Source organism: Candidatus Kuenenia sp. (genome assembly GCF_039794105.1).
Taxonomy (GTDB): Bacteria; Planctomycetota; Brocadiia; order Brocadiales; family Brocadiaceae; genus Kuenenia.
Window position 1 is genome coordinate 1 of the sequence record NZ_JBDIWA010000021.1, and the last position, 22,508, is coordinate 22,508.

Genomic DNA, 22,508 nt, shown 5'->3' on the forward strand with positions numbered 1-22,508 from the left:
GTAGACGAAGGGGGTTGTGGGTGAGTGGTGTTGGTGTGGGGTGTTGTGGGGTTGGGTTGGTGGAGGGGTGGTGTGGGGGGCGGTGGGTAGTTGCGTGGATTGGGGGGAGTATGGGGGGTATGGAGTCACCCACCTAACCTATTGACAATAATGTATTTTTCCCTGAAGCAAAACAATTATACATTTAACAGTTTTAATTACAAGGATATGTTGGAATTGTTAATATTCAGGAAAATCCAGGTACCAGCGTGCGTCTCTACAAGTTTGGGGCATTGGGTTTTTTGTCATTTGAATTTGTTTCGTATTTCGATATTCGTATTTCGAATTTGGTTGCGGCCAAAGGCTGTGCCAATCTGGAATTTATATCAATTTAAAATTGGCACTTTATGAACTTCCTGAGTATGACTAACTATTAGTCGGGGGACGCCTTATTGCACCGGAAACGCTGTTTCCGGAACATTAGTGGGATTTGATTTAACAAATTATCAAAACTTACAAACTGTCTCAGGTATTGTCGTGCTACATCTGTTTGTCTGTCTGTCTGTCTGTCTGTCTGCCTGTTTTGCCTGTTACTTTTTTATTTGCCCACGATAAAACCACATATCGTAGAGGGGGAAAAAGATGTATGTGCTAAAGGTGAGGATAAAGAGGATGTTGGAAATGGTCAACAGTATGACAAAATGGTGTGATGTATAGCGTATAAGCCATGGTGCACAGAGGTTCATGATGATCCCTGCTAAAGAGCCGCTGTAAACGGCAATCTTTAACCAGTCACGCAATTGCGTCATTGCAAGCATCCTGGAAAGGATAAAAACGACAATGGGTATTGAGAATATATGGGCGTGGGTTACTCCTAAAAGTTCCCTGTACGACTTGGGGAAATAAATACCTTCCTTTAAGCTCTCCATGTATTCTTCCTGAGATTGATTCGGATCAAATTCTTCCCCTTCATCGCCACAATAATAGCGTACCGTTTTCGCCGGAGAAAAGCCCGTCTTGTCATACGCTACCCAAAAACCTACCCCAATGGCGACGGTAATTATGGCTAAGAAAAATGTAAAAAACATCTTATTGCTGATTGGCAGAGACCACATGCCACGTGACGTCGGTTTTTCCTTCATTTTCAACTCTTGTAAATTTTTCATTAAAACCACGGGTTGTATACAATACAATTTTCCCGCCGTTCTCACACGCAATCAATGCCTCAGCACCTGGAATCTCACGTAAATGTTTCAGCCCTTTTTCTTTTCCCAAAACATATACAATTGTGGAAAGCGCATCAACATCCGTTCCGGAGGGAGCAACAATTGTCACCGCAATCGTTCCTTTTACAGGCTTACCCGTCCTCGGGTCAATTATGTGTGAATACCGGTCTCCATCAATTTCAAAGAATCGTTCATAATCGCCCGAAGTTGCAGTTGCTTCATCCTTAAGCTCTAAATATCCCAGTATTTCATTTTTATTTCGCGGATGCTGTATGCCAACCCTCCAGGCGTCTTTCCCGTCAGGTTCTCCCAATACATATATATTACCGCCCAGATTAATACAGGCATTGTCAATGCCATATTTCTTGAATACGTTCAGCGCCTTGTCTACGGCATATCCTTTCCCAATAGCACCCGGGTCTATTTGCGTTGATATATGTTTAAAAAACACCGTGCCTGGTTTTTTCTTATCTCCGTTTCTTTTTATCTCTATATTTTTATACGATACGGACGGCAAAAGCCTGTTAATTTCTTCATCAGAGGGAATATGTCCTTTCTCATTAAAGAACCCCCATAATGAAACTAAGGGAGAAACGGTAATATCAAACGCCCCGCCGCTTAGCTCGCTAAAAAAAAGTGATTGTTCAATAAATTCCAGGAATTCCGCAGAGCATGGAACAGGAGACTTCGCCGCTTCCCTATTCACCCTGGAAAGTTCACTGTCTTTTTTGTAATTGCTTAAAAGAGCGTCCATTCTCTCCATTTCATTCAGCGCGGCGTCAATTGCTGCACCCGCATTCTTCACATTATTGGAATAGGTGGATATCTCGGCAAAAGTACCCATAATCATTCTCGTTTCTTTTACGAGTTTTTTCCCGGAAGCTTCATCCCCCTTTTTGCTCTGTTTTTCATTGAGATTGCGATGCGCCACGCCCGCAGAGGATTGCATTTTTTTGTCATTGCCCTCTTTCGTAACGTTTATCTCCCTCTTGCCGTTCAGATAATATTCATTTATCACTCCCAGCACCTTCCTTACGCCGGCGCACATATATTGAACTGACATGGTAGCGCCGGTGATATTTATAATATCTTTGTTAATCCTGATTGGATTTTTAAATGATTTGCCTGGAAACTGGTAGAGAAAACGCTTCCTTGCAATCTCTCCCCCGCGGCTTTCCCGATAGACAAGCACAGCGATCTCGCTTATCTTCCCGTTTGGTTTTACCCCAACAATAAAGGTAAACGGATGAAACTTGCCTATCTCCTCTGTTATGATCGCATATCCCTGGATTTCATCATTTTTCTTTCCAATATATACGATAAAACCATCCTCAAAGAGACGCCTTTTTAATAACTGTTCCAGATGCTGTTTTTCTTCCGGAGTCATAATAATTTCATCGGTTACTATTTCATCGCTCTCCGGGAAAACCAGTTTGAGCGCCTCTTCCTGGGTAAGATATACTTCCATTTGAAAATTGTCTGCAGGTTCAGCTTCCCTTTCCTGAGAAAAAACCTTGCCGGCAAACAACACCAACAAGCTCAGTGAAACGTAAAAGCTAAACCGAAAAAACACATTTTTATTCATGACAAAATATTCCGTCAAAAAATACTCCGGCGAGGCGAGGCCTCATACCAATAAAAAACGCTAAAATTGAAACATTTAATCGCACAGTAGGGGCGATTAAATGTTTCAAGGCACTTGCTCCATTGCACTAAGAATCTGTTCAACCCTATCAAGGAACATTTGTTCTGGAAGGCCATTTGACGGAATGCGTTCCCAGCGATACGCACGCTTTCCGCCAGGAGCCTTCTCTTCCATCAGAGCCCTTATTGAAAGATAAGTTTTATCTTGCTCCGGCATAATGGTAATGAACAAACGGTAACGTTCGTGCCATCGTCCCTCCAAAAGCACTCCCATATCCCGTGTTGTGGAATAGCCAGTCACCCAGTCAGTTATCAGAAGTCCTTTTTCCACATTCTTCTCTTTAACCCGTATTCCAATAAGCGCCTGATCAACCGCCTCCCAAACCGATGCCGCATCGCCGTTGACATACCGTGAAACATCGGTTAAATTCCTTCGTCCCCATTGTCCTGTAGCGCAACCGGCAAGCGCTATGAAAACAAAAAAAGTGATCATTAATAAGGCAACATTTCGTTTCATTTACGGCAATCCCATTGTCTTCGTTGAAAAGTAAAAATAGTAACAGATATATCCATCTTTTACAAACACTTTGTATCCTTCCTGTTTTCAGATTGAACCGGATGTTTTTTGCAGTACCATTGGCTGTGACTGGTCAAAAGCCGTGAAAAGAGCCGTGAACAGTACAAAAAGTTTCGGTTCAATTTTGGACGATTAAACCAGACCCAAGAAACTACTCCACGGGAAAGTCACGGACAAACAGAGTTTGTCCGTGCCACCCCTTGCTATGGATTTTATTTAAAATATGTAAATCCTTGGTGTCCATTTTACGGCGCTATAGTTATTTCCACTTTATGCGATCTCCAGGCGGGTTCAGGTCTGTGACCTGAACCCCACGTTTTATACAGGCAATTTAACCATTAAATGAATGTATGCGGCACTATTCGCAAAATGAACTATTGGGGTCAGATTACAAATCTTAACCCGCAAAAAGTTTTTTGAAAAATTCCAATAATTGCAATGTTTTGGGCATTCAAACATTTGAATGGTTCGACTTCGCTCACCACAGGTTTAGGATTTGTTTCGAATTTCGTGATTCGATATTCGAATTTGTTCTGAATATTTTTGTTCAGTAACGCGCCTTCACGGATATCCATTTTACGGCTCTACAGTTATTTCCACTTTATGCGATTCATAATCATTTTCCTCCAAGGAAATTACATATCCGTTTTGCGCCGCAAACTCAAGCGTCCCTTTAGGATAAAAGCGGTAAATAAGCCTTGCCGTTATGGTTACTGTACTGTTGTCCAGTGTTTGAAACTCATAGAGTGTGGTGTCTGTCTCATTCGCCTTGATGCGCGTATCATATAATTCTTCTACGGCAAAGGCATATAATATATCATTGAAAAAAGGATCCAGATCCTTGTTATCTTCAAGCATCCTGTTATGCTTTATGAATATTTTGCCCGGCTTCCCTGCATAGTCTCCTTCTCCATTATAATAGCCATCCGGGAAACTGCCACCCGGACTGTCTACCACCTGGTTATTTATTTGCACCAGTGAATTTCCAGATTGTTCTACATCAACAAGCAATACCACGCTACGCTGTGTGACGCCTGATGGATAGGTATGTCCCGTGTGGGAATTGATTACTTTTACTCCAAAACTCACAATACCGTCCGTCACACTGGCATCTGTAACGTCAAGATCCACCGCCCAATCAAGATACCGTTTCCTTTTGCCAGCCTGAAGGTTTTGATTGGTTCCTTCAAAATGGTGAGGATATATGGTTCTGGGGTCGCGGCTCGTTCCCTTCTGTTTTTTGTCTTCGGACAACATATAAAATGAATCTGTAACCTCTTTATAATCTGCAATGGATTTGCCCGTTGCGGGGTCCGGGGGTGGGTCTTTCATATGGCAATCCTGACACTGTAGCGCCTGCCCTGCATAATTATCCACCGGATAATCTTCTTCCAATCCACTATAACCGCTAAATCTCCATTCGCGATATGTGTCTTCACTCCATAATATTCTCTCAATGGTTTCTTCGCCCGTAGGTTGATCATTTTCGTCTACCGGTTGTAAATATAATTTCCGTGCATCCTGATGGCAAGGGGTGCATATTTCACTCTTTTTAAACTGCGGAACGTACGATGCCTGCATACTTTTATATGTAACATCATCAAATGGCCCAAACATCACCTTCCCCTCTTTTGAAGATTCTAAGGAAGGATCAGGACGTAAAAGATCCACTTTATAATTCACGCCTGGTTCCGTCCAATATTCCTCTTCTTCATGCACCTTCTGTATCTTATGACAAAAATCGCAATGAACACCCTGTTTGTCTATTGAAGATAAATTATCAACATCAGTCAAAACACCTGCCCTCATATCCCATTTTGGCGTCTTACCGTCGCTCTGCAAACCGGATGCAAACGAAGGAGAATGACAATCAGCGCAATCGTGAAGATTCCCCGCATCTCCGAGAATCTTATATCTGCCGGTGGCGTCTTCAAATATTTTCCCCTTATCACCTACAAATTCAGGATTAGGGTCGTTAAAAATTGAAGCATCTTCAAAATTTGCGCGGTCACCCGTCACATACCATGCGGTATACAAGAAAAACACCAGTTGATTTATCGAATTTACTGCCGCACTTGCCATCTCGCTGTCTTTCCAGTCATCGTAAATATTACCGTGACATTTTTTACAGTTTTTACCCGATCGGTATTCATAATCAGGATGGTCTTTCTCCGGAAGCGTTGAAAGGGCAATCTCTGCAAAATCATCCTCCCCCAAAGTTATTTCTTTTCCCGCATTTTTAAATCCTTCTTTGCCTGCGGCAACTACTACTTCCTGTCCGGAAATGCCCTCGTATGTAATTAAAAAACTTCCGTCTTCGTCAGAGAGCACATAGTGTGCTTCATCTTCCGGATAATAGCTCTTATCATCTTTATCAATATCCGCGGCCCCCTGTATCCTTACACGTGCGTCTTTTATATTGCCTGAAGATTTATCATAAACGATTCCGGCAATTTCCCACGTTTCATACGTACCCACCACAAGACGCGCTTTTTTTCTGATTTTATAGTCTTTCCATTCCAGTAGTATCTTAATTGTTATCTTTTTGCCAACCCCATAATCATCGAGAGAAGCAGAACCTGTGAACGCACTTTGAGTCGTATTCCAGGTTAATTCAAATTCATTTTTTGCATTTTTACCCTTTTCTTTTAAAGTAAAAACAGATTTTGTAACGTCATGATAGTCATACTTATTTTGTGATATCTTTACAAAGAGGGTATCCGTGGCGAGAAAAGCCCTGTCATCCGTAGAAAAATCCTCATTTCTGCTCAACGTATATGAAACACCGGCAAAGGCGCCCTGGCAAAGAAAAACAGATACAATGAAAAACACAATGGTTATCTTTAGAGTAGTATTACATTTCATAACTAAATCAATCTCCTTGAGTGCATTAATTCTTCATGCCCCACAAAGGCATAATGTTTTATTTCTTCTATTTTTAATTTATTTAATACCACTTCTATTTCATTTTGTATCTTCATCATGTGGCTTATTACTGTTGGACAAAACTGGCTCCCGGCATGAAGCTCAATCTCCCCGAAACATTCTTCTATGTTTTTTGCCCTTCTATAGGAACGCCCTGCAATTATTGCATCAGCGGCGTCTGCCACAGAAATTATTCTCGACGCCAGAGGAATGCCTCCCCCTTTAATACCTTCCGGATAACCCAATCCGTCAAAACGTTCATGATGGTAAAGCACTATCCATGATATATCCTCAAACAACGGCAATCTTTTCAGAATATTACAACCTATCCGTGGATGTGCCTGTATTTCTTCTTTTTCTTCAATGGCCAGTTTTCCCGGTTTATTTAATACCTTATCGCAGATACCTATCTTGCCTATATCATGCAAATGCGCTGCTATATGTATTATTTCTTTCTCCTTCTCCGGCAATGCCATTGCATTTGCAATCATCACTGACAATTCAGCAACGCGCCATGAATGAATAGAGGTGTATGGGTCTCTTGCATTTAAAATATTTACGACAATATCAATTACCTCGTGGATGTTTGCATTTTGTCTTGTCATAATATTACTTTTATCGATAACTGCTCCTCAATAGTTCACCAAACATTAGTAATTTTTATAACTTTTTAACCCACTGCCCCCCTCCTTTATTTCCCCTTTATAGATGGAAAATTTAAATGATTTCTTTCTCAATAAAATGACTCATTGTTCATTGCTTGAGTAAAAATATTGAAATTCCTAAACGTTTAATTAGGCCTTCGGCAACTTTTAACAGGGATAGACAGGATGGACAAGATAAAATATCCTGTTTATCCTGTACATCCCTGTTTGAATTTCATTAACATTTAATTAAGTATGAACTGCAACCCCTTCTTTTTAAGCTGACACTGGTTATCCTTTATCTTTTGATAAATGGACGACCAAGATCTTTTTGCATAAACAACAGGTATTTCCTTCAAACTTGCATACTCTTTAATTTTGTGGGAAAGGTTATGGTTCACGTAATCACACAATACAATAATAAAATCCATTGACTCAGGAATGCCGTTTCGTATCTTTTGAGTACTTCTACCTGCCAGATGTTTTATATCATTCACCCCTATTTTATCAAGCTCCTTTGGAATACTTCCCAGATGATCGCCGCCTACTATCAATACAGACATATTCAATCCTCCAAAAATTGTTATTGAGACTCATTCGCAGTATAATACTAAAAAAAATCTGATTGTCAATAAAATTATTCTCCAACCCTCATTCCATATTTTTCTTTCAAAATACATGACGCCGATGCGATAGCATCGTATTTTCTCAAAGTAATTTTTGAATAAAGGGTAACAACCAGCATATAACACAGGATAATTATGTGTGATGAAAAAGATACGATGCCGGCGTCTTTCCCTGAAAACCCGATAAGCACCAGTCCTCCGAACCATCCCATTTCGTGTGAACCAAAATCCGCGACCCCCTGAAAAGCCCTTGACATTACGGCTATAACCGATACGGCCGTCATCTGCAAAAAGCTTACAGAATACCCTAATCCCCTGGTAATCATATAAAAAGCCAGGAATATGCACAACCAGGTACATAGTGTATAAAAAACGGTTTGAAGGCCTGTCCTGATATTACTGATTTCCCTGAAGCTCTGAACAATTTTTTGAAACTCTCCTGAAAATTTTCGGATTAATTTATTTTTCTGCCACAAAGCGAAAAAATTACTTTTTTCCCCTATCCATACCAAATAGGTATTTTTCCTTAACAGGCACAAAAGAAGCAATACAGTAATCGCAAAAAACAATACCGCCCCGCCTTTCATTAGCATGCTTATCCAGGGCGTCATGGGCAATTTCATACATAATGCTATTATCCCGCAACATACAATAAGAAGGGAGTAATCAAACATCCTTGCAACCACAAGGGAAGAGATACCGTTCGCCACAGGAATGTTCAAATGCTTTCGCGCAAGATAAATATACGTAGCCTCTCCAGTCCGAAAAGGCAGCAAATAGTTATAAAAAATGTATAACGACTGCACCCGGAACAATTGTTTTCTCACCGTCTTTTTTGTGTGGATAAGACATTGAAAGCGCAATGTGCGAAATGCCTGGTTCGCGCTATAGGCGATAAACCCTAATGCTAACCAGGGAATCGAGGCATTTTTCATCGTAACGAAAAAATCTTCCGGTCTGATTTTCGAAAATAAAACCCAATAAATAATAAACGGCAATGCTATGGGAAAGAGCCATTTTATGCTATTTTTAACTATCGCTTTTTTGTAGTTCACACAATTATTCATTTAAAAATCTTAATTTTCGCAACGATGGTTCAACACTCTTAACATACCCATGCATACAAAAAACATAAAATCCTGGCAACAAGTATCTTTGCTTTTTCAAAAGCCTGAACTGCTACCGGATTTTAAACGTCTTAATTTTTCAGCCTCATCCCGTATACGAGTCAGATTCCCGACACCCTGAGCAGCACCCCACCCCACCAGCTTATATCCGGCTGGGCGTGGGCAGTGCCTTTATAACCTTGCAAATGGCTCCCGAACCACATCTCCACATATTCCCTTTCTATGCCGCCAGGATTCCCTTCATTTTGACTAAAAATAGCATAAGCGCCAAGAATGGGGCCTATCACAGGTAAATGACCGTTGGTTTGCTTCAATAGTGTATACATTTCAGCCCCCAGTTTGTCAGCGCCAAGCACCTTAATAATCAGATCACTGAGTGGAAACGGTGGTCTTTTCTCCGGTGGAGGTTCAATTGCATTCTCACTAAAAAGTTTTTCTATAATAAGCTGCGCCTCGTCTATCCGCCGCCATGATTCAAACATATATTGGTCTAACGAATCAAGTCACATGCCTGCAAAACGGCTGCTATGGCATTTTGAACAAAGCTCTACCCATTTGCGGCGTTTTTCCCGGCTTTCAGCAGAGTAGATTTCAAGTTTTTTATCCATGGGCGGTATTTTTATTCCGGCGGCAAGCAGCGCAATCAAACCAATGCATACAACATACTTATAACCAACAAACCCGTCAAAGAAAAGAGATACCAAGATGCAAACCTTCTCATTTTTTATTTTCCCTCCTACAAAAAAACAGTCCTCAATCCTCAATCGGCAGTCCTCAATCGGCAATCTGCAATTTGCCGACTGCCGATTGAGGACTGACTTCACCATTCAATAGCGACAAGGGAAAGGATAATTGCTTCCCGTTTATTTAAGGCTTATTTTTTCCCTTGCACCGTTATGCAGCTCTCCGACAATACAGGTATCTGAAGTTCTTTTGCTTCTCTCAGTATAGTATTGAGGTAGGGAGAGCCGCTGGCATCCCTCCCTACTATGATAAAATCAACAAACGGCACAAATGCAATTGCGGTGGCGTCCAAATCCGTCCTTTCCTTCACACTGCAAAAATGAATATTTGTAATACCGTAATCTTCGAGTGGTTTCGCCATACCGGCAAAGCCCTCTGCACTGCTTATTACCATTGCTGACACAACACACCTCCATTCTTTTTTTTTGCCTCCGGTTTTCCCGGAAAGCACACTATTCATTCACCGCTTCCACTTCCGCTTCCGCTGCCACTACCACTTCCTTCAGGACATACCCCTGCGTCACTGATGTCTGCCTCGCTGGGATCCTCGCCCTTAGGCCCCTTTGCTCCGCTGGCTATCCAGCGCTCTATCTTCTGAATTTCATATTCGGTAAAATAGGGGCCTCCATAAGGCATTCTGTGATCATTTTCTTTTTCCTCTTCCGTTACCTGACCGCGCAGCCGTTGTATTAGCAAACTATTCGATGGGTTTTCTATATCCACAAGTTCCTCGTGTTCAATCCCGTCAGCGCCTGATATTATCCCATCCCAGCTTGTCAAATCCATGCATGCCTGAGCAGGCGAACGTTCTTTGGAACTAGCATCATTGTTATTATAGTGACACAAACTGCAAGGAATGCTGCCATTTACCGATTTAGTCAACAGTGGAAGCACATCACTATTAAAATCAGGTTCAGGAGTATCATCAATTGCCCCCTGTTCTATCCAGGTGCGGATTTTTTTGATTTTATTTTTTTTAAAAAACGGGCCGCCGTATGGCATGCGTGCGTCGCCCGCCGCCATATCATCGCCCTTTCCCTCCAGCCTTTGCAACAGCAAACTTATATCAGGATCTTCAATATCAATAATAGGTTCTGTACCTGCATCTGCCCCTGCCATAATATCAGCAAATGACCCCATGCTAAATTCTGCAAAGGCGTTTTCCGGAATTCCGCTGCTTTCTATAGTAAGACTCGTAAAATGGCATCTGACGCATACAACCGACTCCTCGCCGCCTCTTTTTTGAGGCTCAACAAAGAGCGGCAATATATCATTGGTAAAGCTAATCTTTTTGCTTTTTTTACCTGACCTGTTTTTTACATCCGATTTTGCATGTTCATATTGAGAATGCTCCTCTGCATTTCCGTACCTGTAATAAGCCGTTGCAGAAATCACTGTCGCCAGTATTACAAAAAAAAATATCGAATAAATCTTTTTATTTCTGTGCATTGAACCTCCTTGCTACGCGAAACACTGTTAAATAAAATTCAAACTCACAACATAATTCCATTTTCCGGGCGGGCTTCCACTTGGTTTATTTGGATAACAACGCCGGAGATAATCAACGCTGACAATATATCAAGTGGGTTTTAAAAGACAAAAACCCAACGGCATTCATTTTTACCCACCCCTAACTCCTCCCAAGAGGGGAATTTGATAAGTCCCCTCTTGGGAGGGGATTGAGGGGTGGGTTTGATCATTGTTTAACTAAAAATATTGAAATTCCTAAAATCATGTTAAAATTCTGAACCACTTTAAATTACTGAAATATTACAGCAATTCGTTTTCGTAACTCTCAATAAGTGAACTGATTGTTTCTATGGCAGATGCGGCGGAAGATGCTTTCACTTTATCGCTAGCGTTCCGCAAATCATTGAGCGCATCTTCCATATCATCCATAGCATCATCACCCAACCGTAATCCCAAATCTTCCAGAAATACTTCTGAATAAAGCAATGCCTCTTCAGCGACAATCATGGCGTCTTTACGGTCACCTTCACTTATGTTGGATTCGACAGCCTCCAACTCCCCTACTACCCGACCAATAAAACCCCTGCTCATTTCACTTACAATGGTATCGGCGTCTACATCCGACACATCACCGGTCAGTTGGCTTTTTATCGTCTCATTTCCGGAAGGATTGTCGCGGGAAACATATTCTTCGATGATTCTGTAATAAACTTCTCCTTCTTTCTGTGTTTCCAATGCCTTTTCAAGGTCTGTATCGCGATTATTGATAACGCTCTCCACTTCCCTCAATACTGCAATATAAAAAGACCTGATAAGGGATAACCGGATAACCTGCCTTTGGACTCCAACGGTAATCTCATCTTCGGCTAAATCTTTTTTATTTAATGCCTTTTTTCCACGTATAAATGCGACAGTAATCTTATCCTCAAGATTCGGGTTGCTCCCTGTCTCTATTGACAGGCGGTCTTCCGTAAGCACCTTATTTTCCCTGTCTGCCGTACCAAATAATGCCTGGTAAGCAGCATATGCCTCATCCCATAATGTCCCCAGATATGAAGTACTTTCGTCATCAAAATCATTGTTGACCTCTGTAATTCTGTCATAAATCGCCATGTAAAACACCCGTTGCAGCGTTTTGTCGATTACCTGCCCTGCCAGCTTTGGGTCAATATCATTTTCAATATCATCCATTGCGGAAAGCAGGTTTTCGTCCATGGTCAGACCATATTCACCATCCAATTGCTGCGTTAAATCCTGTAAATATTCCTCATATAGAGATACAATCTCTTCTATATTGACAGGGTCTTCTTTTCTTAATGTACCGATTTGCTGAAAAGCCGATACAGCATTATCCATCGTTTCAGTGTCGTTTGTCGTCACGTATTCGTCAAAATTCAATGTAAAATCACCCTCGACGTCATCTGCGTTATTTCCAATCTTTACTTTTTCCTTCACGTTTTTATATCCAACAGACGTCACCTTAACCGTGTATTTTCCTTTTTTCAGTCCAGTAAATTCATAAAGCCCATCGGAATCTGTTTTTGTTTTTTGCTTCTTATTAGGCCCTTTTTTTCCTTTGATCGTCACCTCGGCTTTCTCTATCCCAACGCCATTTTCATCTACTATCATACCGCTGATAGACGCCGCCAAAACCATTGAGTGATCCTGCGGCAATGACTGCACACCATACAAAATTCCCATAAAACCAAACGACAATAATACTTTTTTAAACAACATAAAATACTCCTCCTTGATAAAACTAAGACTCATTCTCATAGATAATTTAAAAAAAATTTAAGATAAGCACAGACAAACTTTGTTTGTCTGTGCCGCCCTTAAGTATACTGTCATGCGGACAGACATTTTATCAGCCGCCACTACCGGAGCCGCTTCCGGAACCAGAACCAGAACCGCCCCCACTTCCACTACCGGAACCGCTGCCTGAACCACTTCCGCCTCCGCTACCTTTTGTTTTCAAAGTCACATTCACCGTTTTTTCCTGTTCATCTTTAAGCTTAAAACTCTTTTTCCCTTTTGAATATCCTGATTTTTTCACGGTTAGCTTATATTTTCCTGCGTCAAGATTGGAAAATTCGTATTCACCGCTTGTTCCCGTGGTCCCTTTGTCTTTGAATTTTGTCTTCTTATTTTTCAATACTACATTTGCGCCTTTTACCGGTTCATTCTGCTCGCTGGTTACCGTGCCTGAGACGCTCGCAGTTCCCCCGGACTGCGCCTCCACCTCGCTTAAAGAAGCAAGCACACCTGTAACACAAACAAAACACAACGACAAATAAAACGTCTTTACCATCTTTCACACTCCTTCCTGAATAAATAAAAATCCCATTTCTTATGAACGCACCGCTTCAACAGGGGGCTTTTTGTATTCCCCTTTTGAGAAGTTAAGTCCTCAATCCTAAGTCGGCAGTCCTCAATCTGCAATCTGCAATTTTGCCGATTGCCGACTGCCGACTGTAGACTGTAACATGCCCTCCTGTTCTTCAACAATACCTTGTCTATTTGAATGCTCTCTCCTTTCCACAGGCTCTTTTATCTGCGCCTTGCCTTCAAAGCGATACAATGCAAGCAAGTTATAATCAGCAACTCCATAAACGTCTCTTTCAAATACTGCCACTTTCTTCAACCTCTCTGCATATTTATGGCGTCCAAAAAGTTTTGAGGATATGAGCACATTTTCCGGTTTCTTCTTCAGCCGTTTTAAGTCGTTTTTCACCCCACTCATATGTGAGACAAAATATACGTGAGTGTTTTTCCTGTCACACCATTCAGGAGCATAATACTGGAACAACCGCCAGTCATTCAGACAGTAGAATTTAGTATCTTCTTTTTGATAATTCTCTTTTATATAGTCTATTTGCAAAACAGAGGGAGGTTTTTTATCCCTGTTTATGGATACAAGCCTCATAGAGTCAACCGCATGCGACACAATAAATACCCCTGTCAGAAGATAAAAGGATACTCTCCCGTATCTTTTATTCTTCAGATAATACGTATAAAAACAAAGCAATCCGGCGCTTATTACCATTGCCATAAAAGGAACAAGCACCATAATCTGACGTATAGCATCCTGAATAAAAAGAATCCATAGACCATAAAAGAGGAAGACTACCAATAAAAACCGTATCTTTTCAGACCATCTCACCTTTTTAAAGAAATACACCAGCGAGACTATCACAATAATTGTAGGCACTACGCGCAATAAAAACGCATCCTGCCACCACAGCCCCATACAATGGGCAATGAAACGGTAAGCGATATCATACGCCCTTTCAAAAAAACTGTCTGTGGTAACAATAGAATTGCCGTCTTTATAAAAATGGTACTCCGCATGACGTAAAAATTTTTTAAAGAACTTGCCTGGGGTAAAATGTATTATCAGATAGACCAGCCATGACGATACGCCGGCAACAATACCAAGGCCGCCCCATGCGGCAAGCCTTCGGACAGAAAAGATATTTCTTGAGTGAAAAGCTACGTAAAGCATAACAGGGATTAACGCAAGGTATGTAACCCTTACTCCAATCCCCAAACCCAGCAGAAACCCGCCTATAGCCAGATACGTCAAGACATTATTTTCATTCCTCTCCCGATATTCCGGCATGTCCTTTGAAACAGCCGCCTGTTCTAACGCAAGGTAAAAAAACAAAACAGAGGTAATCACAAAAAACAAGCCAAAGGCATCCGAGAGTGGTTTTTCCGCCTGCAGCCACATTTGCGGATTTACTATGTATAAAACAACGGCAAGTATTGCCACATTTTGGGAAAACATCCGCTTTGCCAGTTCATACAGTGGAAATACCGATATGCTGCTGAATAAAACACCCGAAAAAATCAATGCCTTAATGTCAGAACCGATAATCTTATACCCTATCCAGCTAAAAAACATGTACACCGGGTACCCCGGGAAGTGCGGCTGGTCGTGCAAAATATCGTATCCCTTTGACAAACCAAAGGCAAAGTTAACACTGTCCCACTCATCTATATACCTGCCAAAGAACAACAGTCTTGTCACAATACATAGTGCAACAGCACATAATGGAAACATGTTTCCCTTTAAGAAACTTTCATTGTTTTTGATAGTTGTCAGATTTTGCTCTGCCATTTACGTTGTACACACTTGCATTATTAACTTAATTACTGGTAAGATACTAGGATGTCACAGAGCTTACTTCAATAAGTTCATTCTCGGAACGCATGTGATGAATAGCATCCTTCTTCGACATTGTATCCAGCATAAGATGCTGGGCCGCGGCAATTCCCATTTCCATTGCAATATCCATAAAGATATACCTGAAAGTTCCCTGCCTGCCGCACGTGATTATATTTTCATACCTTTCTAAAAACTGAAAGAGCTTTTGGCGATGCTCCACGTAATCAAGGGTATAAACAGGATATCCGTGAGTCACGCTGGTGGTAAAATAATCGACGACCTTATCCCTTATATCGAGACCAAGGTCTTTTAAATCTTTCAAACATCTCTCCAGCAAATCTACCTTTGGGCAACTCCAAACTTCATCCCCCTCATTGCATGGGATTTCAAGCATTATGGACGTCTTTCCCTCCGGGGCGCTGAAGGGGCTTCTTCTCTTTGGTTCCTGGATGCGCGTCATTATGTATTTTCCTTCGGATACATACATCCACGTGTTATCACTTATGTCTGGCATATCGACCAGGATATTGAGAAAGCGAACTGCACGGAATTTGAGGGACGATATATGCTTCTCCATGTCCGCAGTCAAATGTGCCGGAAACGTATTAATCAGATCCGGCAATGATATGGTGGAAATCACCGCATCACAATCAATCATTTCCTCAACGCCGTCTTTCAGATACCGTACGCCGGTTATCGCATTGTTGTTTATATTCACCCCCACGACCTCTGCATTCAGGACTACCCTGCTGCCCATGTTTTCTATTTCACCACCCATAATATCAAACATCTGCCCGATGCCTTTTTTGGGATAATAATATCCCTTTGCATAGGTTCTTGGCGTCCCCCTCTTTAGTTTAAGGAGACGAAAAAGGACGTCCTTTAGATTCAGCAATGAGATTCTTTGCGACGCCCAGTCGGAGGAAATCTCCCCGGGCGAAATGCCCCACAGTTTTTCGGTATAAGGGCAAAAAAACAAATTATAAAGGGTACGTCCAAAGCGACGCACAATCCAATCCTCAAATGACACCTCCCTTTTGCGAACGAACATGCGTGAGAATGCAGCGACAAGATAAGACATAAATGCCTTTGCATTTGTCCACATATCCATTTTCAGGAATATATCCTTTGCGGAAAGAGGATATTCAAAGACCTTTCCCTTCAGCAAAATCACACTTTTCCGCGACGACGTCAAAAGTTCACTGCCCATCATTGTGCGAACATCTTCTACCATTTCCCTGTTTTTAGAAATAAACCTATGCCCGCCAAGGTCAAACCGATATCCGTTATATTCATTGGTAATGCACAATCCGCCTACCTTTGATTCCTTCTCCAGCACAGTAACATTATATCCATGTTTGGATAATTCCCATGCGGCAGACAAGCCGCATGGGCCTCCGCCTAAAACAAGTACTTTTCCTTTCATAAACCTTACTCCTTCTCACAAAAAACGCAGGTTTTTCTGAACATTCGTAAATCGAATACTCATTGCTCAAACAAAACGGTATCCATCCGCGTTTCATGTAAATTCATTAAATGTTTTATTAAAAATATGTTGCCACGGAAAACAGAAATGCGTTATTTGCTTGATCAGGCATATCTTTATTTTCCATATTGATTTGATAATCCAGTTTAAACACCGTGTCCTCTGTGTACCGGTAATTCAAACCTGGAGTAACCCTCGACCTCAGCCAGTGGACTTTTTCGGAATCATCATCCCTGCCTGCCGTCTGCACCTGATCCCATCGCACTACTCCGGTAAATGTCGAATTATCGCCAAATAACGTTGGGGACATATCTCTCAGGAAAGACGGCATAAAGTGGTAACGAGCCTCAAAGTAATATCCCCACATATCATCAGTAATCCCTGAATCCTTTGCAAAATCATCCGTCTCAATAAATGCATATGCGCCTTCACCCAGAAATTCAAATGCACCCCTTTGATAAGTAAAATCAAGGGCAGAAATGGTCAACTGGTTATTGTTATTTTCGTCATATCTGCTTGTATATGCAGATCCCCCCAAATCAAGTCCGATGAACGGACTAAAAGAAACACGCCCAACAACGGCGGGGCTTTCATTATAATTATCATTATTATACCCCCCTTTTGCGCTTCTCAATCCGTTCGATTCACCGATACTTATATCGCCATCTTCATCCAGCCCCCTGAACGCGCCATTCGTAACATAAATTTCATAATCGAGCTTGCTCAGCTCCGTTGGATAGAACGAGCCAAAAAAGCCCATACCCAGATCGGTAAGCGTGGTTGGAATAATCAACTGGTTAACAAGGGGGCGGTCAGTGAGGTCCTGTATCGGAGAATCATGGACAAGATTAAACTTTCCTAAAGGCGTAAGAAGATAACCACCCCTCCAGTTGATCCATTCGGTTACCAGGAAATCGATGGTTCCAAATTCAAGAATCACTTCGCCGGATCTGCCGCCGCCAACGCCGCCGAACTCAAACTCAATTTCAGCCGCCAGTTTTACGCGGTCAGATATGTCTGAATAGATGAACGGTATGAATCTTTTCTGGGTAAACCCGTGTACGGCATCATCATTTTCCGGCGCCCTGAATTCAAAATCCATATATCCGCCAAGATACGTATTCCTGCCAAATCGTCTCAAAAAGGGCTTTGTGTACACCCCTCCAAATGCCGGCCCAAGGTCTTTATCCACTATTTCAGCACTCTTTTTTGCCAGATAAAACTCCTTTTCCACTTCCTGTCCTGCAGTAATTTGCTGGTCACCCACGTCCGCATAAGCCGCAGGAACACTCTCTGCCTTACTACTTATCACATCCGCTTGTTCGGCTAATTGTTTTTTCAGGTCAGCAATCTCTTCATCTTTCTGCATATCTCTCGATATTTGGTTTTTGAGCAGTTCTTTAATCTCCTGTAATTGGTTTTCAAGCGCCTGCACACGGTTATTTAACATTTCCGTATCTCCTGATTGGGCAAATGCCTGCGGAGTAAAAAACCCTATCCCCCCAAATACAACAATTAAACATACATACCTCACATCACACCTCCATTCTAAAAACTATATTGAGACTCAATCTCACACATATAGGATTGTATAATAAAAAACAATATTGTCAATTATTATTTATTATTTTTTGCATTCACATCCCGTCAATCGTGTAAAGCGCTGTAACATCGCTTTCTCCACACGCCTTTTGCTGTAATTTTTTGATGCCTGCCTCAATCTTTGACTTCTGGAAACACCACTATAAAAACGCTTTCACAAAATGAAGATTCCTGTACAATTGCAATGAGAATGATGCAGATAATTTCCTTGCATTTTTTGGCAAAAGATTTAATGGTAAAGCACGAAGCACGAAATACGAAATACGAAACAAATTCTAATGACAAAATGATTTGAAATTCTAAACAAGAGCATCTTTCGCATCTCGCATTTCGTGCTTCATATTGTTACCTGCCTGGGCGTGACCGCACGCAGATAGGCATGTTTTGGATTTGTTTTGAATTTTATGCTTTGTTATTTGGATTTGTTTCGTATTTCGTGCTTCGAATTTCGTATTTTTTATTTTGTTCTGGCTATGCCAGTTTAGGTTGGATTTTAAAAGACTTTTTTTGTTTTATGGATGAGTAAGGCGAATTAGCGGTTAAAATTCTTTTTGGTTGCGGCTTTTTGCTGCATTATGAAATATGAAGAGAAACACTTTAGACGAATTAGTTGATATAGTAAAGGCTATCGGAAAGATATACGACGATGAGGGTATGTGTATTGAAATCGATTTTGACCCGAATGACGGTATCATCCTTGTCAAATATCCGAGTGCTGCTTCTGAACGAAAAACTTACGTTATAAATTCCAGGAACAGAACCGTCAGCGGGATTGATACCACAAAATTCTGGATGCCAGATTATTCAAGAGAACAGAGGGCAAGTAAAAAACTTCTTCATTTTCTGCAAGCAAGCGGTTATTCCCCCTCCAACATTCAATACAAAAAAAATCAAGACCGAAAATAGAATGTAACTATTCAGCGTAAACATTACAGTCGAACACCGGCGTGGAGGTTTCATATCAGATGCATTTCCTTGTGCGCAACAACGACGCCTTTTTCAGTTACCGTAAATTGTTTTCCATCATTCTGCAAATCATATCCTATTTTCATCCCATCCGGTATTGTTACATGTTTATCAATGATTGCATTTTTAATCTTAACGTTTTTCCCGATTCTTACACCTTCCATTATAATTGAACCCATCACAGATGATTCAGAACCGATAGTAACGTTGGGGGATATAATGGATTTCCCGATGCTGGCGTCATTGATCAGGCATCCATTTGATATCAATGCATCTTTTATCATGCCGTTTTTCTCATTTTCGAATGAATATTTTGCGGGGGGATATTGCTTATTGTATGTTCGTATAGGCCACGTATCGTCAAAAAGATCAAAGTCAGGGTTTTTTTTAACCAGATCAATATTCGCCTCCCAATATGCATCTAAAGTGCCAATATCTCTCCAATAGTTAGCCGTACTATGCCCATTACCATTAAAAACAAATGAAAGCACCCGGTCTTTTTGAATCATAGTTGGAATAATATTTTTCCCAAAATCTCTGTTGGTGTCATTTTTTGCATTCTCTATTATCCGCCTTACAAGCACCTCAGTATTGAACAAATATATGCCCATAGAAACAAGGGCGACATTTTTATTTGTGGGAAGCGGTTTGGGATTCAAAGGTTTCTCATCAAAATCAATGATACGGGAATTATTATCTACGCCTACAACACCAAACCGGCTGGCGTCTTCCAACGGCGCTTCAATACAGGGAACCGTCAGATCCGCTTTATTTAAGATATGGTAATTTATCAGTTCAGAATAATCCATTTTGTATATATGATCGCCCGCTAGAATCAATACCATCTCGGGGCGTTCTCTTTCCAGAACATATATATTCTGATATACCGCATCTGAAGTTCCCAGATACCACATTTCACTGGTTCTCTTTTGAGGAGGGATGTTTTCAATAAACTCATCCAGCTCGGAATTGAAAATATTCCAACCTACCCGTAAATGCCTGTCTAATGAATAAGACTTATACTGTGTTAAAACGCATATTTTTCTTAATCCTGAATTAATGCAATTACTTAAGGTAAAATCTATAATGCGGTAAACCCCGCCGAAAGGGACTGCTGGCTTTGCCCTGTCTCTGGTCAGAGGATACAACCTTTCTCCTTTACCCCCTGCAAGCAGCATCACAAGAACTTTTCTATACAATGTATGATCAAACGGTCTTATCATTGTCATTTTTCTTTCTTTTATTAAGCAATTCTTTAATCTTGTCTTTTAATTCTTTTAAATCAGATGATTTAACAATATATGCATCAGCCGACCATGACATGAAATTGTTCTGATAATTGCTATACGCTGTATTAATAACTATGGGAATGTTTTTATGTTCACTCAAAATTCTGCACATAGACTCAATGCCGTCCATCATGGGCATATTTATATCCATTACCACCAAGTCAGGTTTAAAATATCGCGCGTTCTCAATAGCCTCTATCCCATTCGTAGCCGTAACAACTTTATAACCTTCTATTGCAAGTTCCTGTTCATATAACAAAATCTGATTTTTATCATCTTCCACCAATAATATCGTATCCATTTTAAACTCCCTTCAATATAATTATTTTTTTACCGGCAGAAAAATGGAAAACGTAGCGCCTTGGTTTAATTCGCTTTTTACTTTTATAAAGCCTTCATGATCATCTACAATTTTCTGCGATACCGCCAAACCAATACCGGTTCCTTCCCTTTTTTTAGTATAAAACGGAGTAAAAATATTTTCTAACGTGTCCGCGTCCATACCCTCTCCGGTATCAGTAATGTTTATTCTCACATATTCATCCTCTTTCGCTGTTTCGACAATCAGTTTTCCTCCCTTTTGCATAGATTCAGCGGCATTTTTAAAGATATTTAAAAATACCTGCCGTATCTGATCCTGATCAACCACAATATCCGGTATCATTAATTCGTATTTTTTAACTACATTTACGCCGATGTTTTTAAAATAGGATTCCATGAGCGATATTGTATTGTCAACTATTTCATTTACCTGGGTTTTCACTTTGGCAGGTTTAGCGACTTTGCTAAAATCCATTACGACTGCAAGAATTTTTTCTAACCTGCTTACCTCATCAATAATAATTTCTGCGCTATTCTTTATTGTTTTATTATCCGTTGTTTCCCGGGCTATTGCTCTGGCAAATCCTCCGATAGTCACCAAAGGATTTCGTATTTCATGGGCAATATAGCCTGCCATGTTCCCGATAACCGCAAGCTTTTCAGAACGTACCAGCCGTTCCTGTGCGTCTTTCAGTTGAATAATTTTCTTCTCCAATGTCTTGTACGCATCCGCGTTTTCAATCGCCAGCGCTGCATGATTCGCAAATGTGGATAAAAGCATTACCATTTCATCTGTTATTGGTTTTTTGCTGTAGATATTATCTGCGCAAATAGCCCCAATCGCTTTATCTCTAACAATCAAAGGAACGCAGACAAATTCATTTGAACCAATCATATTTACAAAATTCTTGTTGATATTGGGATTGTTAAATGCATTTTTTTCCACGATAACCTTCTTTTTTCTGATGCATGAAACAATAACCTCATTTTCGTCATCCAGCGAATATGCCATCAGTCGGGTAATCATATGCAAGGGGGAATCATATTGATAATTATCTTCCGACGCCTTTATTAAATCCTCCAGCATTTTGTATTTATGTGCTATTTCATTCCATATCTTATTCGCCTCGGCAACATCTGACGGGCCTACCGCCATCTTGCCGAAAACAATGTTGCGGTCATGGTCCACAACAAAAAGCCTTGCACGGTTAAACCCCAGCGCAGTTCCAGCCGTAACACACGTCAGAATCAAATGAAGAAGCCGGTCAATTTGAAGAGTCCCCTGCATTAATTCAGCTAATTTTCTCAATAAATCATATTGATGTATTTTCTCTTCTTTTAACGTAATATCAGTAGTAATTTTTAATAAATGTGTTATGCCTCCCTTTTCATCTTTAATTGGCAACGATACATTTTGCATGTATTTTCTTGTATCTTTATCAGCGCTTAACTGAACCTCGCTGTACTGTTTTCTGCCGCTGGAAAGAACCTTGAGCGTTGTGCAACTATTCTTATCCTTGCATTCACAGTCAAATATCTCACGGCATGATTTCCCAACCGGATCATAATTCAATTTCAAAATAGAAGAAAGTGAGCGGTTCGCCCATACAACATTAAGATCGTGATCAAGCAATGCCAATCCGGCAACTCCCGATTCTGAAATATTATTTATAATATCTTCCAGTCTTAATTTTATAATATCCGGCAACAT

At 40.8% G+C, this 22,508-nt stretch carries 20 protein-coding genes; 1 reads left to right on the forward strand and 19 read right to left on the reverse strand.

Annotation, left to right across the window (positions count from 1 at the left end; all coding sequences use genetic code 11):
• Window positions 1-569 precede the first annotated feature (569 nt).
• The 16 genes from ABJL82_RS10765 to ABJL82_RS10840 form a co-directional block, all read right to left on the reverse strand.
• Window positions 570-1,121, reverse strand: coding sequence for a hypothetical protein (locus tag ABJL82_RS10765; protein ID WP_347274698.1), 552 nt, complete (start codon window positions 1,119-1,121; stop codon window positions 570-572).
• The gene (locus ABJL82_RS10770; protein WP_347274699.1) at window positions 1,069-2,790 is read right to left on the reverse strand and encodes an FAD:protein FMN transferase; all 1,722 of its coding nucleotides are present in this window, start codon (window positions 2,788-2,790) and stop codon (window positions 1,069-1,071) included. Before ABJL82_RS10770 ends, ABJL82_RS10765 begins: the two co-directional genes overlap by 53 nt.
• A 105-nt stretch (window positions 2,791-2,895) precedes the next feature.
• Window positions 2,896-3,366, reverse strand: a complete 471-nt coding sequence (locus ABJL82_RS10775) for a hypothetical protein (protein ID WP_347274700.1) — start codon at window positions 3,364-3,366, stop codon at window positions 2,896-2,898.
• Window positions 3,367-4,002: 636 nt separating this feature from the next.
• Window positions 4,003-6,291: a hypothetical protein gene (locus tag ABJL82_RS10780; protein ID WP_347274701.1), complete on the reverse strand. Its 2,289-nt coding sequence runs from the start codon at window positions 6,289-6,291 to the stop codon at window positions 4,003-4,005.
• A gap of 2 nt (window positions 6,292-6,293) precedes the next feature.
• Window positions 6,294-6,956, reverse strand: a complete 663-nt coding sequence (locus ABJL82_RS10785) for an HD domain-containing phosphohydrolase (protein WP_347274702.1) — start codon at window positions 6,954-6,956, stop codon at window positions 6,294-6,296.
• Window positions 6,957-7,240: 284 nt separating this feature from the next.
• Window positions 7,241-7,558: a DUF2325 domain-containing protein gene (locus tag ABJL82_RS10790; RefSeq protein WP_347274703.1), complete on the reverse strand. Its 318-nt coding sequence runs from the start codon at window positions 7,556-7,558 to the stop codon at window positions 7,241-7,243.
• 74 nt (window positions 7,559-7,632) lie between these two features.
• The gene (locus ABJL82_RS10795) at window positions 7,633-8,676 is read right to left on the reverse strand and encodes a lysylphosphatidylglycerol synthase transmembrane domain-containing protein (RefSeq protein WP_347274704.1); all 1,044 of its coding nucleotides are present in this window, start codon (window positions 8,674-8,676) and stop codon (window positions 7,633-7,635) included.
• Between the two features lie 173 nt (window positions 8,677-8,849).
• Window positions 8,850-9,230, reverse strand: coding sequence for a hypothetical protein (locus ABJL82_RS10800; RefSeq protein ID WP_347274705.1), 381 nt, complete (start codon window positions 9,228-9,230; stop codon window positions 8,850-8,852).
• 21 nt (window positions 9,231-9,251) lie between these two features.
• Window positions 9,252-9,533, reverse strand: a complete 282-nt coding sequence (locus ABJL82_RS10805; RefSeq protein ID WP_347274706.1) for a hypothetical protein — start codon at window positions 9,531-9,533, stop codon at window positions 9,252-9,254.
• A gap of 89 nt (window positions 9,534-9,622) precedes the next feature.
• Window positions 9,623-9,952, reverse strand: a complete 330-nt coding sequence (locus tag ABJL82_RS10810; protein ID WP_347274707.1) for a hypothetical protein — start codon at window positions 9,950-9,952, stop codon at window positions 9,623-9,625.
• Window positions 9,949-10,941 carry a hypothetical protein gene (locus ABJL82_RS10815; RefSeq protein ID WP_347274708.1) on the reverse strand — a complete coding sequence of 331 codons (993 nt, stop codon included), beginning with the start codon at window positions 10,939-10,941 and terminating at the stop codon, window positions 9,949-9,951. The genes ABJL82_RS10810 and ABJL82_RS10815 overlap by 4 nt, the downstream gene beginning before the upstream one ends.
• 321 nt (window positions 10,942-11,262) lie before the next feature.
• On the reverse strand, window positions 11,263-12,699 hold the full coding sequence (locus ABJL82_RS10820; RefSeq protein ID WP_347274709.1) for a carboxypeptidase-like regulatory domain-containing protein: 1,437 nt from the start codon (window positions 12,697-12,699) through the stop codon (window positions 11,263-11,265).
• A 130-nt stretch (window positions 12,700-12,829) separates the two neighbouring features.
• Window positions 12,830-13,273 (reverse strand): carboxypeptidase-like regulatory domain-containing protein, encoded by a 444-nt coding sequence (locus tag ABJL82_RS10825; RefSeq protein ID WP_347274710.1) that lies wholly within the window; start codon window positions 13,271-13,273, stop codon window positions 12,830-12,832.
• Window positions 13,274-13,393: 120 nt separating this feature from the next.
• Window positions 13,394-15,085 carry a glycosyltransferase family 39 protein gene (locus ABJL82_RS10830; RefSeq protein ID WP_347274711.1) on the reverse strand — a complete coding sequence of 564 codons (1,692 nt, stop codon included), beginning with the start codon at window positions 15,083-15,085 and terminating at the stop codon, window positions 13,394-13,396.
• A gap of 46 nt (window positions 15,086-15,131) precedes the next feature.
• On the reverse strand, window positions 15,132-16,559 hold the full coding sequence (locus ABJL82_RS10835) for an FAD-dependent oxidoreductase (RefSeq protein WP_347274712.1): 1,428 nt from the start codon (window positions 16,557-16,559) through the stop codon (window positions 15,132-15,134).
• 118 nt (window positions 16,560-16,677) lie between these two features.
• On the reverse strand, window positions 16,678-18,153 hold the full coding sequence (locus ABJL82_RS10840) for a hypothetical protein (protein ID WP_347274713.1): 1,476 nt from the start codon (window positions 18,151-18,153) through the stop codon (window positions 16,678-16,680).
• 650 nt (window positions 18,154-18,803) lie between these two features.
• Between ABJL82_RS10840 and ABJL82_RS10845 the strand changes: the two genes are divergently transcribed.
• The gene (locus tag ABJL82_RS10845) at window positions 18,804-19,127 is read left to right on the forward strand and encodes a hypothetical protein (RefSeq protein ID WP_347274714.1); all 324 of its coding nucleotides are present in this window, start codon (window positions 18,804-18,806) and stop codon (window positions 19,125-19,127) included.
• A gap of 50 nt (window positions 19,128-19,177) precedes the next feature.
• On the opposite strand, the gene glgC is transcribed toward ABJL82_RS10845, so the two are convergent.
• From glgC to ABJL82_RS10860, 3 genes are read right to left on the reverse strand one after another with little or no spacing between them, the layout of a single operon-like run.
• Entirely contained in the window at window positions 19,178-20,416 is a 1,239-nt protein-coding gene (gene glgC, locus ABJL82_RS10850) for a glucose-1-phosphate adenylyltransferase (protein WP_347274715.1), read from the reverse strand.
• Window positions 20,394-20,777: a response regulator gene (locus ABJL82_RS10855; RefSeq protein WP_347274716.1), complete on the reverse strand. Its 384-nt coding sequence runs from the start codon at window positions 20,775-20,777 to the stop codon at window positions 20,394-20,396. Before ABJL82_RS10855 ends, glgC begins: the two co-directional genes overlap by 23 nt.
• Window positions 20,778-20,798: 21 nt before the next feature.
• Window positions 20,799-22,508, reverse strand: coding sequence for an ATP-binding protein (locus tag ABJL82_RS10860; protein ID WP_347274717.1), 1,710 nt, complete (start codon window positions 22,506-22,508; stop codon window positions 20,799-20,801).